This is a genomic window from Enterobacter sp. PL_is379, from assembly GCF_055817355.1.
Genome location: NZ_JBVPGT010000033.1, coordinates 326,238 through 340,424 on the forward strand (window position 1 = coordinate 326,238; position 14,187 = coordinate 340,424).

15 protein-coding genes are annotated in these 14,187 nt (G+C 55.5%); 13 read left to right on the forward strand and 2 right to left on the reverse strand.

Annotation, left to right across the window (positions count from 1 at the left end):
* Positions 1-239 precede the first annotated feature (239 nt).
* Entirely contained in the window at positions 240-863 is a 624-nt protein-coding gene (locus AC0TOY_RS22910) for a helix-turn-helix domain-containing protein (RefSeq protein WP_061715669.1), read from the forward strand.
* Here AC0TOY_RS22910 and AC0TOY_RS22915 read toward each other — a convergent pair whose 3' ends face one another.
* Both AC0TOY_RS22915 and AC0TOY_RS22920 read right to left on the reverse strand, forming a co-directional pair.
* Positions 864-1,487 carry a hypothetical protein gene (locus AC0TOY_RS22915; RefSeq protein WP_473722620.1) on the reverse strand — a complete coding sequence of 208 codons (624 nt, stop codon included), beginning with the start codon at positions 1,485-1,487 and terminating at the stop codon, positions 864-866. It lies immediately after the preceding gene.
* Entirely contained in the window at positions 1,487-3,037 is a 1,551-nt protein-coding gene (locus tag AC0TOY_RS22920) for an ExeA family protein (RefSeq protein ID WP_473722621.1), read from the reverse strand. The genes AC0TOY_RS22915 and AC0TOY_RS22920 overlap by 1 nt, the downstream gene beginning before the upstream one ends.
* Positions 3,038-3,337: 300 nt before the next feature.
* Between AC0TOY_RS22920 and gspC the strand changes: the two genes are divergently transcribed.
* Genes gspC through AC0TOY_RS22980 form a run of 12 tightly spaced genes read left to right on the forward strand, consistent with a single transcriptional unit; the run spans position 3,338 to position 14,061 of the window.
* The gene (gene gspC, locus AC0TOY_RS22925; RefSeq protein ID WP_473722688.1) at positions 3,338-4,069 is read left to right on the forward strand and encodes a type II secretion system protein GspC; all 732 of its coding nucleotides are present in this window, start codon (positions 3,338-3,340) and stop codon (positions 4,067-4,069) included.
* Positions 4,070-4,082: 13 nt separating this feature from the next.
* Positions 4,083-6,008 carry a type II secretion system secretin GspD gene (gspD, locus tag AC0TOY_RS22930; protein ID WP_290094658.1) on the forward strand — a complete coding sequence of 642 codons (1,926 nt, stop codon included), beginning with the start codon at positions 4,083-4,085 and terminating at the stop codon, positions 6,006-6,008.
* A gap of 15 nt (positions 6,009-6,023) precedes the next feature.
* The gene (gene gspE / locus AC0TOY_RS22935) at positions 6,024-7,502 is read left to right on the forward strand and encodes a type II secretion system ATPase GspE (protein WP_473722622.1); all 1,479 of its coding nucleotides are present in this window, start codon (positions 6,024-6,026) and stop codon (positions 7,500-7,502) included.
* Positions 7,502-8,710 carry a type II secretion system inner membrane protein GspF gene (gspF, locus tag AC0TOY_RS22940; RefSeq protein ID WP_473722623.1) on the forward strand — a complete coding sequence of 403 codons (1,209 nt, stop codon included), beginning with the start codon at positions 7,502-7,504 and terminating at the stop codon, positions 8,708-8,710. The genes gspE and gspF overlap by 1 nt, the downstream gene beginning before the upstream one ends.
* A 3-nt stretch (positions 8,711-8,713) precedes the next feature.
* Positions 8,714-9,163, forward strand: coding sequence for a type II secretion system major pseudopilin GspG (gene gspG / locus AC0TOY_RS22945; RefSeq protein WP_024907836.1), 450 nt, complete (start codon positions 8,714-8,716; stop codon positions 9,161-9,163).
* Positions 9,163-9,648 (forward strand): type II secretion system minor pseudopilin GspH, encoded by a 486-nt coding sequence (gene gspH, locus AC0TOY_RS22950; protein WP_208763672.1) that lies wholly within the window; start codon positions 9,163-9,165, stop codon positions 9,646-9,648. The genes gspG and gspH overlap by 1 nt, the downstream gene beginning before the upstream one ends.
* Entirely contained in the window at positions 9,641-10,021 is a 381-nt protein-coding gene (gspI, locus tag AC0TOY_RS22955; RefSeq protein ID WP_473722625.1) for a type II secretion system minor pseudopilin GspI, read from the forward strand. Before gspH ends, gspI begins: the two co-directional genes overlap by 8 nt.
* Positions 10,018-10,629 carry a type II secretion system minor pseudopilin GspJ gene (gene gspJ / locus AC0TOY_RS22960; RefSeq protein ID WP_473722626.1) on the forward strand — a complete coding sequence of 204 codons (612 nt, stop codon included), beginning with the start codon at positions 10,018-10,020 and terminating at the stop codon, positions 10,627-10,629. Before gspI ends, gspJ begins: the two co-directional genes overlap by 4 nt.
* Positions 10,626-11,636 carry a type II secretion system minor pseudopilin GspK gene (gene gspK / locus AC0TOY_RS22965; protein WP_473722628.1) on the forward strand — a complete coding sequence of 337 codons (1,011 nt, stop codon included), beginning with the start codon at positions 10,626-10,628 and terminating at the stop codon, positions 11,634-11,636. Before gspJ ends, gspK begins: the two co-directional genes overlap by 4 nt.
* A 15-nt stretch (positions 11,637-11,651) precedes the next feature.
* Positions 11,652-12,785, forward strand: a complete 1,134-nt coding sequence (gspL, locus tag AC0TOY_RS22970) for a type II secretion system protein GspL (RefSeq protein WP_473722629.1) — start codon at positions 11,652-11,654, stop codon at positions 12,783-12,785.
* Positions 12,782-13,267: a type II secretion system protein GspM gene (gene gspM / locus AC0TOY_RS22975; protein WP_024907830.1), complete on the forward strand. Its 486-nt coding sequence runs from the start codon at positions 12,782-12,784 to the stop codon at positions 13,265-13,267. Before gspL ends, gspM begins: the two co-directional genes overlap by 4 nt.
* Positions 13,264-14,061, forward strand: a complete 798-nt coding sequence (locus AC0TOY_RS22980; RefSeq protein WP_473722631.1) for a prepilin peptidase — start codon at positions 13,264-13,266, stop codon at positions 14,059-14,061. Before gspM ends, AC0TOY_RS22980 begins: the two co-directional genes overlap by 4 nt.
* Positions 14,062-14,187: the final 126 nt, after the last annotated feature.

Genomic DNA, 14,187 nt, shown 5'->3' on the forward strand with positions numbered 1-14,187 from the left:
CATTCTGATTTTCTTCAGATTAATCTTAAGTACAAACTCAATTCATTTTTAGTTAATTGACTTAAAATTATCCGGATTTAAGATAGACACATAGCTTGCTAATTAATATAGCAAATAAATATATCGCATTTATTCTTTATTTCTCTCATTGAGAATTTCACAGGAACATATTCAGGGCTTAAGGCTTTTTTGCCCTATGCCTGCATTTTTAAATTTCACATCTTAAATCGGGTATAACAATGTTAAGCATCTATGCAAAAAAATTACGTCCGCAATATGAAATGGAAGCCATTATTTCTGCTACATCAGGTTTTGAAGAGAAGATCTTAAAGAAATGGCAGAAACTCTCCACGTCCGATTCACAATATATTCATATTATCGTCAGCGGTGAAGTTGAATTCCGACGCGAATCCGACGAACTGTGTATGTTCACGGTAACGGGCCAGTGCATTTTTGGCCTCTCGTCGATGTACTATAACGCAACCCATATGTACGGCCTCATTCGCGCTAACGCTGTGGTGCGCTCAATCAAAAAAGAGGTCTTCGCGCAGCTGATGACCGATAACAATTTATGGCCTGAACTCACCAAAGTGCTGGCCTGGTACATCTGCATGCTGAGCAAACGTGACGATGTGCTGGTTGCCCGCAGCGCTTATTCTGTAGTGCGCGAGTTTTTATACGAGATTAATGAGCTGATTGTTCATCATCAGCGTGATATCAATATTTACGATTATATTCAGGAATATACCAATCTGGCGCGCAGTACCATCATTAAAATCCTCTCCGACCTCAAAAAAGGTCAATATATTGTGGTGGAAAAAGGTCGACTCCTTAATCTGAACACATTGCCTGAAAAATACTAACTATTCCAGCCGATCTCCTTTTTCACTCAAAGGAGATCGGGATCCCACGTTATGTTGCACTCTCGTCTGCGAATTATCCTGCGTTTCATCCACCGGTGGCGCGGGAATTTTGCCTTGCGAATAATCTTGCTCCTGTTCTTTTAACGCCTGCTTAAACAACTCGGTTAAAGAAGCATCCTCACTGCCTGTACTGGCGGGCGCGACATCATGCGCTTCGGTGCCGGGTAACGTATCCCGCGACGTATCGTGCGGTTCCGCGCCGTCGGGCGCTTGCTGCCAGTCGGCATCGTCGCTGTTAATCGGCAGATCCTGCATGGCAGGGATGTCTGCCTGCACCGGTGCGGGTTTCGGATGCGGGAACGGCTTGCTCACATACACGTAGTGCATATCAGAAAGCTGCGTTTCAGGTTTCGCGACGCTCGCTTTTGTTACCGGTTCCGGCGCAGGATGACGCAGATTCCAGTAAGTATGCGCGTACAGGCCCGCCGTCAACATGACGCACAGACCCAACATCCCTAAAAAGGCGTTGCCGACGATTTTTCTCAGGCTGGGGAGGCGATACGAAAACCAGACCGCCTCCCCTGTAGCGTAGCTGCGCTGGGCCGCAAGACAGAGGGTAGACATCAGGCTTTCTTCTCCTGCATTTTAGGGGTGGTCTGGATCAGCACGCTCGGCGTGGAATGGGTTTCACGCATTAACTGCATCAATGTATCTTCCCCTGGAATGCCATCCACATGCAGATGCATTTTTTGCTGGAACTCGCGGGTGCGTTTCATCATCTCCGCCGTCCAGGTCCGGGAATGGGTTTCCGGCTGGTTAAGGGCTACGCTCAGCTGCTGGTCAAGCCAACCCATGTCCTTCGCATCGCTGGCGGCGCTGATGACGTCTTTACCTTCCGGCGTCAGGCGGTGCAATTGGGTAAAGTTGCCGGTGGCATGCTGGTTAAACCAGCTGCGGCTTACCTGCCAGGTACGGTTGTTCATCAGCAGGTCGAGTGAGTTATCCCCGACGCGGGCGACCACGGCATAATTGAGGTGGTTGCCGGTTTTCAGTTCACTTACCCACGGATACCCTTCCTGCGCCAGCGCGTCCGGTGAGGCGTTACCCTGCCTGCACATCAGGTTCACCTTTGCGGCGTTTTGACACAGGGCATCGTCCGCTGAGGCGTCATATCCCCACATCAGATAGAGCTGATGCATGGCATCCGGCTGATTGACCATTTCATTGTCGATAACCGGCACCACCGGGGCCTGAACATGTGGCGTCTGCTGTTTCCAACTGGCAGGCACCGGGAGCTGAACCGGAAGTTTTGCACCGATCGAGGAGGTCAAATACCAGCCGCAGGCGGCAAACAGCACGGATGCGAACAAACCGACGGTAGCCAGGCGCTTACCGTGTTTTTTCGCAGGCAGCGTCTCGCCGGAGGCCAGACGTAAATGACGCGGGCTGACCTGATCCGCACGCTCGGTCCAGGCGGCGAGCATCGACAGGTGGGCCAGCTCGTTCAGCTTGCTGATATTCCCTCTGGTCAGCGTATGCATCTTGCGCACGCGCGCCGGGGTTAACGGTGAGCTCTCGCATCCGTGCTCTTCACACTGCGCCTCAACGTAGCGGAGAGATTCCCGGCAGGTAAGAGGACGCAGGCTGTGACGGGTATGCGCATATTCACGCAGCTCGGGCTGCTGCATCAGGACGGCTTCCCGACCTGCTGCGCCCATCAGCACGATGGAGAGGCAAAACCCCAGCTCCTGGGCGCGCGTCAGCAGCATAGCCAGCACCTCCTGACAGGTGTCCTTCATGGCTTCGGTGTGGCTAATCACCAGCACTTTCGTCCTGGTTTTTCCCCCTTGCCACTGGTGCAGGATGGTATCCACCGCCTGAAGCCGGTTTTTGCTCTCTTTCGTTCCCGGGTTGAGTTTATACAGCAGGCTACTGGCACTCAGTTTTGGAAACGCGTTGATGGCAAAAACGCCAGGATTAGCGGATTTCAGGGCGTCGCTGAACTGGCCCAGCAGCGGGGCATCGTCAGCAAAGAGCCCAATAATCCCCGCCTGTTGGGTTTTCTCTTTCAGCAGGTTGAATACGTCCTGATGATAAGGCACCAGAAAATCCCCGGATAACCCGGTTATTTTCCGAAAGGGCGGGTTTTTAAAATTAAAGTGGCTTTGATACATAACGACTTACCGTCTCTGATTAGGAATAGCAACAGGACGAGAAAGTAAAGCAACGCTATAGGGTGGTCAATTTGCGCACAGGGTAAAAATATCCTGCCGATGAGGCCTAACATCTGGATTTTATGCGGTCAATATTTTTCTGTATGAAAGTTAGCGGCAAAGTGAGTGGTCGTTTTTACAGCGGGAAATTACGCTTTGCTCACATATTGGCGCAGCGCGACGCTGCTTATTTTCGCTTTGCTAAAGGCCAGATGAAAAATGAGGTTCTCATTTCTGTCACGGTGGATAACGCCTTGCATTATATTTGTGCTGTTAATTTTTTGCGGCCAGCAAGGGTATCTGACGTTTAAAGATTATAAAAAAGTTACGAATAAGTTGGCTAACGCTGATGCGCAGCCGCTGAAAACGCGTCGTGATGAAAAGACATTCACCCTTTTCACGGCGGCCGTGCGTCAGGACAACCTGCCCGCCGCCGCGAAAGCCCCGCTGGCAGCGGAGATCGAAGGTATTGTGCGCAGCGATGACGCCTGGCTTTCTTTCGCCGTGATCAAAACGCCGGGTGGTCAGAGGAGCTACCGTGAAGGCGAGCCGCTGACCGGTTTTAACGATACCTATATTCAGGAAATTAACAAAGACAATGTGGTGGTTAATTACGAAGGTGCTACGCAGGTACTGGCATTAAATAAACCTGATTATTTTAAGGGCGGCGTTGACAGCGGCCCGGTAAGCAAATCGACGAAAGATGCAGGCGCTGAAAGTGTGCATCTGAATGATTATCTGGTGTTAAAGCCGTTAATCGAAAAGGGCCAGCTGGAAGGCTACAACATTAATCCAAGGAATGCCTCTTCCTTCTACAGCCATTCAGGGCTGGAAAAAGGTGATGTGGCGGTAAAAGTGAATTCTGTCGATATGACCGATGAAGCTAAGGCAAAAAGTATTATTGCCAACTGGTCGAAAATGAAAGAGGCGGAGGTCGTCGTCAGACGTCACGCTCACCTTGAAAATATTCGGGTTAATGTTCTAAACAATTAACAAGTGTACAGACATGAAGAAATTTCCCTGGGCGTGCGTGGCGCTGACCGCATTGTCGTTATATTCAAGTTCGCTGCTTGCAGCCAACTTTAGCGCGAGCTTTAAAAATACCGATATCCGCGAGTTTATCGATACGGTTGGCCGCAATCTGAATAAAACCATACTCGTCGATCCGTCCGTGCAGGGCTCGGTGTCGGTGCGAACCTACAACGTGCTGACGGAAGATGAGTATTACCAGTTCTTCCTGAGCGTGCTGGATCTGTACGGCCTGTCGGTGATCCCGATGGACAACGGCATGATTAAAGTAGTGCGTTCCAGCGTGGCCCGTACCGCCGGCGCGCCGCTGGCAGACAGCAAAAACCCGGGTAAAGGTGATGAGATCATCACCCGCGTCGTGCGCATGGAAAATGTGCCGGTACGTGAACTTGCCCCGCTGCTGCGCCAGCTCAACGATGCCACCGGCATCGGCAACGTGGTGCACTTTGAACCGTCCAACGTGCTGCTGTTGACCGGTAAAGCCTCGGTGGTGAACCGCCTGGTGGATCTGGTTCAGCGCGTGGACAAAGACGGGATTCAGCGCCGCGAGATCGTGCCGCTGCGCTTTGCCTCCGCCAAAGAGCTCTCCGACATGTTGAACAACCTCAACAATGAAGAGCAGAAGGGGCAGAACGCGCCGCAGCTGGCCACTAAAGTGGTGGCGGATGACGAAACCAACAGCCTGGTGATCAGCGGCTCGGAAGATGCGCGCATGCGTACCCGCTCTCTGATCCATCAGCTGGACCGCGAGCAGAACAACGAGGGGAATACCCGCGTCTTCTACCTCAAATATGCCAGCGCCACGAAGGTGGTGCCGGTTCTGACCGGGATAGGTGAACAGCTGAAGGATAAGGCCAGTACGCCGAAGTCGAAAACCGCCACCGCGTCCAGCGATCTGAACATTACCGCCGACGAGGCCACCAACTCGCTGGTGATCACCGCTCAGCCTAACGTGATGAACTCCCTTGAGAAGGTGATCGACAAGCTCGACATCCGTCGTCCGCAGGTGCTGGTGGAAGCGATCATTGCTGAAGTGCAGGACGGTAACGGCCTGGATCTCGGCGTGCAGTGGACCAGCAAGCACGGCGGCGTGCAGTTCGGCTCCACCGGCCTGCCAATCAGCCAGATTAAAAACGGCACCATGAAGGGGGCGAGCTTCACCGGCCTTGCGACCGGCTTCTTTAACGGCGATTTCGGGGCGCTGATGACCGCGCTCTCCACCGACGGCAAAAACGATATTCTCTCCACGCCAAGCGTGGTCACGCTGGATAACAAAGAGGCGTCGTTCAACGTCGGTCAGGACGTGCCGGTGCTTTCCGGCTCCCAGACCACCAGCGGCGACAACGTCTTTAACTCCGTTGAGCGCAAGACGGTCGGGACCAAGCTGAAAATTGTGCCGCAGATCAACGACGGCGACATGATCCACCTGAAGATTGAGCAGGAAGTCTCCAGCGTTGACAACAGCGCGACGGAGGACGCCAGCCTCGGCCCAACCTTCAACACCCGTACCATCAACAACGAAGTGATGGTGCACAGCGGGCAGACGGTGGTGCTCGGCGGCCTGATGGAGAACGTCACCAAACAATCCGTCTCCAAAGTGCCGCTGCTGGGCGATATCCCGCTGGTCGGCCAGCTGTTCCGCTATACCTCGCAGGATACGTCGAAACGCAATCTGATGGTGTTTATCCATACCACCGTGCTGCGCGACGACGACAACTACAGCGCGGCGTCGAAAGAGAAATATGACCAGATCCGCGCCCGCCAGCAGCAGCGCGTGGAAGAGAAAAAGCTCGGCATTATCGAACCAACGGATAACGCGGTACTGCCCGCGTTTCCCGTCGACGCCAGCGCCGCGCCGGTAAAAACCAGCGCCAGCACACCGCGCAATCCGTTTAAACACTAAGGCGGCGAGGGCACCGTGGACGAACTGACTAAAACCCTGTGTAGCAGCAGCTACGCAAAAGATAACGGCGTTCTGTTTTACAACAACGACGTCTATATCCGTGATAACACCCCGGCGTTAGCACTGCTGGAAGTGCGCCGGGTGCTGGGACGCGCGTTCGTCCCGGTGACCCTGACATCTGAAGCCTTTGACGAGCTGCTGGCCAAGATCTGGCAGCAGAGCAGCGGCGTTTCGCAGCAGCTGGTGGATGATATGGACGCGGATATCGACCTGATGGCGTTAACCGAGGAGATCCCGGATAACGAAGACCTGCTTGATAACGACGAGAACTCGCCGGTGATCCGCCTGATCAACGCCATTCTCGGCGAGGCGGTGAAGGACGGCGCGTCGGATATTCATATCGAAACCTTCGAGCGCACGCTGAGTATTCGCTTCCGCGTTGACGGCGTGCTGCGCCCAGTGCTGCAACCGGCGCGTAAGCTGGCACCGCTGCTGGTGTCGCGCATCAAGGTCATGTCGAAACTGGACATCGCCGAGAAGCGCCTGCCGCAGGATGGCCGTATTTCTCTGCGCATCGGCCGCAAGGCCATCGACGTGCGCGTCTCGACCATTCCGTCCCAGTACGGCGAGCGCGTGGTCATGCGCCTGCTCGATAAAAGCAACCTGAAGCCCGACATCAACAAGCTGGGCCTGATTGATGAAGAGCTGGAGAAGTTAAAAGGGCTGATTGACCGCCCGCACGGCATTATCCTGGTCACCGGGCCGACAGGTTCCGGTAAAAGTACCACCCTGTACGCCATTCTCTCGGCGCTGAACGGCTACGAGCGAAACATCCTGACCGTTGAAGATCCGATTGAATACGAGCTGGAAGGGGTGGGGCAGACGCAGGTTAACCCGCGCGTGGACATGACCTTTGCCCGCGGGCTGCGCGCCATTCTGCGTCAGGACCCGGACGTGGTGATGATCGGGGAAATTCGCGACGGCGAAACCGCGCAAATTGCGGTGCAGGCGTCACTCACCGGTCACCTGGTCATGTCTACGCTGCACACCAACAGCGCCGCCGGGGCGATTACCCGCCTGCGGGATATGGGGCTGGAGTCGTTTTTAATCGGTTCATCGTTGCTCGGTGTCATTGCCCAGCGTCTGGTGCGTCGGCTGTGTACGCACTGCCGCACCACCAGTCCGCTGGACGCCAATGAAAAAGCGCTATTCAGCTTTATGGAGACGCCGCCGAAAGCGATTTACCGCGCGGTGGGGTGTGAACACTGCCGCCAGAGCGGCTATCAGGGCCGTGCCGGTATTCATGAATTTCTGGTGGTGGACAGCACCATGCGCCGCGCCATCCATGAAGATAAGGACGAAATGTCCATCGAAACGCAGCTCTTTAAGCAGGCCTACAGCCTGCGCGAAAACGGGCTGCTGAAGGTGATTAGCGGCATCACCTCTCTGGAAGAGGTGATGCGCGTCACCGCCGAGCGTGGAGGGGATGAGTAATGGCCTTCTACGCCTGGACGGCAACGGATGCGGCGGGCAAAACCCGGCGCGGCACGCTGCAGGTCGAGGGGCAAAAACAGGTTCGCCAGTGGCTTCGCGAACAAAAGCTAATGCCTGTCAGCATCACCGAAACCCGCGAAGCGGCGGTGTCCGGGAAAGCAAAGACCGGGGCTAAGCTCTCCACGCCGGTGCTGTCGATGTTTACCCGCCAGCTTTCCACGCTGGTCAACGCCGCGCTGCCGCTGGAAAGTGCGCTGAAGGCCATCTCGAAGCAGACGGAAGACAAAAAGCTGGCGGCGATGGTGGTGGAGATCCGTGAAAAGGTGGTGGAAGGGCACACGCTGTTTGACGCCTTCAGCCAGTTCCCGCGCACCTTCGACAAGCTCTACTGCACCCTGGTGATGGCCGGTGAAAAGACCGGTCACCTGGGCGACGTGCTGGAGAAGCTGGCGGAGTACAACGAGCAGCGTCAGAAGATGAAAAGCAAGCTGACGCAGGCGATGGTCTACCCGATTACCCTGACGGTGGTGGCCATCGCGGTGATCGGCATTCTGCTGGTGGCGGTGGTCCCGCAGGTGATCGAACAGTTCACCCACATGAAGCAACAGCTGCCGATCACCACCCGCACGCTGATCGCGGTGAGCGATTTCCTGCAGGCGTACGGCATCTATATTGTCGGGATCATGGCCGGTGGGTTTATCGGCTTTAAGACCTGGCTCAGAAATGCCAAAAACCGCTTTCGCTGGCACAGCTGGCTGGTGAACGGCTCGCCGATTAAAAAGCTGGTGTGCGCCATCAACAGCGCCCGCTATATCCGAACCCTGAGTATTCTGCAGGCCAGCAGCGTGCCGCTGCTTGAAGGGATGTATATCGCGATGGACGGTATCGAAAACCTCTACGCCCGGCAGGTGTTGGAGCAGGCCGCCGATACCGTGCGCCAGGGGGCATCTTTATATGCCGCGCTTGAACAGGCGAAATTATTCCCGCCGACCATGCTGTACATGATTGCCTCCGGCGAAGAGAGCGGGGAGCTCGGCAATTTAATGGACCGCGCGGCGGAAAACCAGGAGTCGGCATTACAGCATCGAATTACGTTAACGCTGTCGGTATTTGAACCGGCGCTGGTGGTCTCCATGGCGACGATTGTTTTATTTATCGTGCTGTCAATATTACAGCCGCTTCTGCAACTTAATAATATGGTAGGTTAAATCATGGCTATAAAACGTAAAAACCTGGCTCGCCAGGCGGGCTTCACCTTGCTCGAATTAATGGTGGTGATCGTTATTCTCGGCGTTTTAGCGAGTATGGTGGTACCAAACTTAATGGGCAATAAAGAAAAAGCGGATACGCAAAAAGCGACCAGCGATATTGTCGCGCTCGAAGGCTCGCTGGATATGTATAAGCTCGATAACCACCGCTACCCGACAACAGAGCAGGGCCTGCAGGCGCTGGTGACCAAGCCTGAAATCGCACCCATCCCGAACGGCTACCGCGCTGACGGCTATATTCGCCGCCTGCCGCAGGACCCGTGGGGAAACGATTATCTGCTCGTCAGCCCGGGCGAACACGGCGCAGTTGACGTCTTCTCTGCCGGTCCGGACGGTGAAGCCAATACCGCCGATGATATTACGAACTGGTCGCTGGATAAGAAAGAGAAATAATGAAAAATCAACGCGGCTTTACGTTGCTGGAAATTATTCTGGCGCTGGTGATATTTGCCAGTTGCGCCATGATGGTGGTGTCAACAATACCCTCACGCAGCGGTGCGGATATATTTGGCCAGCAATTAAAAGCCCTCGTTGATTATGGTTCAGACCGCGCGGTAATGGACGGAAATATCGTTGGGCTGGTAATCACCACCGATAAATATCAGCTGGTCACGCTCGACGATAAAAATGGCGTGCGTCACTGGGTGCCTTTATCTGCCGGACGAATTACCACCAAAGGCGATTTTCCGCAGGAGATGCATGTATCGCTGTCGCCCCAGCGCCTGGCGGCCACCGTCGAGGCTGATCCTCAGATCCTTTTTCTGCCGGACGGTGAGATTGGCCGCTTTACGCTGACGCTGCAAAGCTACGACAAACAGCACCATTTCCGCGTGGTGTCGCAGGGCGCGGCCCCGGTATCGGTAGAGAACGATGACTAAAGGCAAGGTTAAGCAGAACGGGATGACGCTGCTGGAGGTGATGGTCGCGCTGGTCATCTTCTCCACCGCCGCGCTGGCGCTGATGAACTCGGTCTCCCTGAACGTGCGTTTTACCCACGGGCTGTCCGACACGCTGCAGGCCAGTTGGGTGGCCGAGAACCAGCTGACGGAAGCGCAGCTCGCGAAAACCGACTTCCCGGATGCTGAGGAGCAGGGAACGGAAATCATGGGCGGGCGCAGCTGGAACTGGCGCAAGCAGCGGGTCAAAACCGCCGACAAGGGCTGGGCTAACGCGATTCGCGTGTATGCGGAAGGCGACGACAGCCAGCCGGTTATTTCGCTGCAGATCGTTGGGCCAGGAGAGAGCCAGTGAAGAGAACCCGACGCCAGCGCGGTTTTACCCTGCTGGAGATCATGATTGCCCTGACCATCTTTGCGGTGATCGGCACCCTGGCCTGGCAAATTCTGGACGGGGCGATGCGCACCAGTTCGGCCACCGACGCCAGCGCGGCGAAGCTTAATCAGCTGCAGCGCGCATGGAACCTGATGGAGCGTGATTTCTACCAGCTGCAGACGCGCGCGCCGCGCAACGAGCCGGATCTGTTCCGTCAGGCGGACGATGCGCTTGAGCTGACCACGCTGAACGGCGTGAGCGGCACGGTCCAGCTGGAGCGCGTGCGCTGGCGGCTGGAAGAAGGGCATCTGTATCGCGACGTCTGGCCGGTGATTGACGGCCCGGCGGACGCGAAACCCGACGAGGTGCCGATTGTCAGCAACGTTAAATCCCTGCAGTGGCGTTTTTACCGTCAGGGCTGGCAGAAAAGCTGGAGCGACCCGGCGCATCTGCCGGACGGCGTGGAGCTGACGTTGACCATGGAAAATGGCGATACCTGGCGCTGGGTCTTTACGACGCCGGGCGATCTGCCTGAAGCGGCTGCACCTGAAAACGCACCCGTACCGCCACCGGAAGCAAAATCATGAGTGCATTGCGTAAACAGAAAGGTGTAGCCCTGCTGGTGGTGCTGATCCTGCTGGTGATGATGTCGGCGCTGGCTGCCAAAATCAGCCAGCAGTTCTGCCGCAACCTGCAAAAAACGCATTACCAGGTAAGCCAGCAGCAGCTGCGCTGGGCGATGCAGGCCCAGGAAAAGGTGGTCAAAGACCGGCTGCAGGCCGACGCCAGCGGGGAAAGCAAAGCGCTCTCCCCCGACGGCGACTGGCATCAGCCGCTGGAAACCCGGGGCGAAGACTACACGGTGGTCGGCCAGGTGGAAGACGCGCAGGACTGCTTTAACGTCAACAACCTGCTGGCGGTCGAGAAAGTTGCCCAGGGGAAAAACCCCCCGGCGGTGCCGGAAAAGCCCCGCAGAGAGCAGATTGTTGAACAGCTTCTGACGCAGAGCGGCCTGAGCCAGACCAGCGCGGAAGAGGTGTATCTGCAGCTGGTGGACTATCTCGATGGCGACACGACGACGGCCAAAGAGGGCGCAGAGACCGATGCCTGGGCTGGCGTGGTGCCCGCTCGCCAACCGGCAAACCAGATGATGCGAACCATTGCGGAGATCACGCTGCTGCCCGCATTTCCGGCTGCCGCTTACCCGAAGGTGAGCAAGCTGCTGTGCGCGCTGCCGGACGCCGCCAGCAAGGTGGATGTGAATACCCTGAAACCGGAGCAGGCCGCCTTACTGGCCGCGCTGTTCCCGGGAAAACTCAATGAAGATGATGCCGTTCGCCTGATTGAATCGCGTCCTGAAACCGGCTGGGAAAGTATGGAAACCTTCAGCAAAGCGCTGGAGCAGGCCTTCCCCCAGTTAAAAGACGACCTTCCGCAGGTGGCCGACTATCTCTCCATTAACAGCCGGTATTTCCGCGTCAATTATACCGGCAATACCGATGAATTAACGCTTCGCGTGGTGAGCCTGCTTCAGGTCAATAACGAAGCCGGTGAGATCGTGACGTGGCAGCGCCGTTACCGAATGATTGAATAAGAAAAGTAGAACGCTATGAAACAGGTCCTTTTTGTGCGTCCCGACAGCCGCGAGGGCGGGAAAATAATGTGGTGTGAATCCGGTCGCCAGCAGGTTGAGACGCTGGATAGCCTTGACTCGCTGATAAACCATCCCCTGGCGGCACGCGTTTGCCTGCTGCTGCCTGCCAGCAACATGATCTTCCGCCACTTTACGCTGCCGAAAAAAGTTGCCTCGCAGGCGGCTGCATTCTCGTGGATGGCGGAAGAGACGCTGATTGGTGACGTGGATAATCTTCACTGGACGGTGCTCAACAAAAAGGGCGCCGAGGTCGATGCGGTGGCGATTGATGCCGACCAGCTGCGCGGATGGTTAACCCGTTTTCAGGCCGCCGGAATGAAGGTGATCCAGGCGTTGCCGGATGCCTGGCTACTGCCGGTAGCAGAGGGAGGAAGCACGCTGGTTAAGCAGGATGAAAGCTACTGGCTGCGTTTATCCCCCCACACCGCCGGGGAGATGGAGGCCAGCCTGCTGCCGCTGCTGATGCAAAAAGCGGGCGAGGGCGAGGTGTGCTGCTACGGCGCGCAGCCTGAAGGGGTTGACGTTGACCTCCTGCAGCCCTGGCAGCATCCGCTGGTACTGATCCAGCCGCAGTGGCAAACCTGCCGCGTGAATATTATGCACGGTGAATTCAGCGCGAAAGCGGGCTCGGGTAAAGCCCCGAAAGGCATCAAAGCGGCAATGGCCGCAGCGGGTCTGCTGTCTCTCGGCCTGTTGCTCGGCCCGCGCGTCGCCATGGCCTGGATGCTGGTGCAGCAGGAGAATGCTAATCAGCAGGAGATCGCTCAGGTTTTTCAGCACCATTTTCCGAGTATGCGCCAGAAGACCAACATCAAATACCACTTTGATCAAAACATGAAAAAGCAGACCAAAGGGGTATTTTTGCAGCTTGAAGCGCTGGAGAAGGCCAGGCAGGCCGTGCCGGCGATGGAAATCGATCTGCTGGAATACGACGCCCAACAGAACACGCTGACGCTGAGCGTCAGTGCGCAAAACCAAACCGCGTTGCAGACGTTTGTGGATCAGGCGGGGGAAAATTTTGATTTTACCCTGCAGCCTGTTTCTACCGCTGCACCTTATACCGCCATGATCGCAGGGAAATATAAATGAAAGAGCGAATTGCGCAGCTTAAGTCTCGTTATCAGAATTACAGCGCCAGGGAAAAAGTCATTATAAAAATATGTGCCGTTGCCCTGGCGGGGGCGGCCGTTTATTACGCAGGCATGATCCCGCTGGATAATATGATTCTGAACAGTAAAGCCACGCTGAGCAGACAAAAAGAGACGCTGAACTGGATGCGCAGTGAAATAGATAAAAACCATATCCAGGTCCAGATTGTCAAAACAGATAATCCGCGTACGGTGGTGGAGAGTAGCGCACAGGAAATTAATCTTCCTCTGACGGATGTGCGTCAGGATGGACAAACCTTATCGTTCGTCGTAAATCGCGTTAACGTCTACGAATTAAAGAACTGGCTGCGGGAAATAAACCAGACCTCCGGCGTCAGGCTGCAAAAAATGAACCTCACGCCGGTCGATCGCCTCAGTGATGTAAAAGCGGAAGTCCAGCTCACCTGGAGCAAAGCCGCATGAACACCTTCGCGCTGATGCGGGAGGTTTACCCGGTGGGGTTCCCGCTGATGAGTGCGATTCTGGGCGGCATTGTGGGGAGCTTTCTGGGCGTCGTCGCCGAGCGCGTACCGGGCATGGTGATGGAGGAAGAGGACGGCGGTAATTTGCTCTTTCCGGCGTCGCACTGCCCGGCGTGTCAGCACACCCTGGCCGCCTGGGAGAATATTCCGCTGGTCAGCTGGCTTCTCCTGCGTGGACGTTGTAGCCGCTGCGGCGTGGGTATCCCATTGAGAATATTTTTGATCGAACTTTTTTCCGCGCTGTTTTTTGGCGTCACCGCCTGGTGTATGCCAAACGTACAGGTCTTGTTCTCCCTGTGGGTACTGGCGGCGTTCTTGTTGCCTCTGGCCTTGATCGACTGGCGGAATCAGCTGCTGCCGGATTGCCTGACGCAGCCTCTGCTGTGGGCTGGCCTGTTGCTCCATACGTTTGACCATACGATGCCGCTACGCGATGCGCTTTTTGGCGCCGTGGCAGGTTATCTCTCTCTTTGGCTGCTCTACTGGGCATTTCGGCTTTGTACCGGGCGGGAAGGGCTGGGCTATGGCGATTTTAAGCTGCTGGCGGCTTTGGGGGCCTGGTGCGGCTGGCAGGCATTACCCATGCTGGTATTAGTCGCCGCCTTAAGCGGTATTGTCGGTTATTTCATCCTGAATATCTTAAATAAAAATAACCTCATTATTGCTTTCGGACCCTATCTCTCATTTGCTGGAATAGTGGTGTTTATTGGGCAGCAGTTTGCTTTCATATTTTAAATATTTCGGTCAAGTTTTTTTGTCAATTTTTTCGACGGTGTAAGAGCAGGACGTCTATTTGCGCCCAGTGTATCGTAAGGGATATAAGCTATACGGAATTTTGGCTTGTATCTTTTTATGGGGGAA

What these genes read in the sequence shown, in the direction of transcription:
- AC0TOY_RS22920 (WP_473722621.1), bottom strand. Translation starts at nt 3,037, where the DNA reads ATGTATCAAAGCCACTTTAATTTTAAAAACCCGCCCTTTCGGAAAATA.
- AC0TOY_RS22910 (WP_061715669.1), top strand. Translation starts at nt 240, where the DNA reads ATGTTAAGCATCTATGCAAAAAAATTACGTCCGCAATATGAAATGGAA.
- gspD (WP_290094658.1), top strand. Translation starts at nt 4,083, where the DNA reads ATGAAGAAATTTCCCTGGGCGTGCGTGGCGCTGACCGCATTGTCGTTA.
- gspF (WP_473722623.1), top strand. Translation starts at nt 7,502, where the DNA reads ATGGCCTTCTACGCCTGGACGGCAACGGATGCGGCGGGCAAAACCCGG.
- gspL (WP_473722629.1), top strand. Translation starts at nt 11,652, where the DNA reads ATGAAACAGGTCCTTTTTGTGCGTCCCGACAGCCGCGAGGGCGGGAAA.
- gspK (WP_473722628.1), top strand. Translation starts at nt 10,626, where the DNA reads ATGAGTGCATTGCGTAAACAGAAAGGTGTAGCCCTGCTGGTGGTGCTG.
- AC0TOY_RS22915 (WP_473722620.1), bottom strand. Translation starts at nt 1,487, where the DNA reads ATGTCTACCCTCTGTCTTGCGGCCCAGCGCAGCTACGCTACAGGGGAG.
- gspM (WP_024907830.1), top strand. Translation starts at nt 12,782, where the DNA reads ATGAAAGAGCGAATTGCGCAGCTTAAGTCTCGTTATCAGAATTACAGC.
- gspI (WP_473722625.1), top strand. Translation starts at nt 9,641, where the DNA reads ATGACTAAAGGCAAGGTTAAGCAGAACGGGATGACGCTGCTGGAGGTG.
- AC0TOY_RS22980 (WP_473722631.1), top strand. Translation starts at nt 13,264, where the DNA reads ATGAACACCTTCGCGCTGATGCGGGAGGTTTACCCGGTGGGGTTCCCG.
- gspH (WP_208763672.1), top strand. Translation starts at nt 9,163, where the DNA reads ATGAAAAATCAACGCGGCTTTACGTTGCTGGAAATTATTCTGGCGCTG.
- gspG (WP_024907836.1), top strand. Translation starts at nt 8,714, where the DNA reads ATGGCTATAAAACGTAAAAACCTGGCTCGCCAGGCGGGCTTCACCTTG.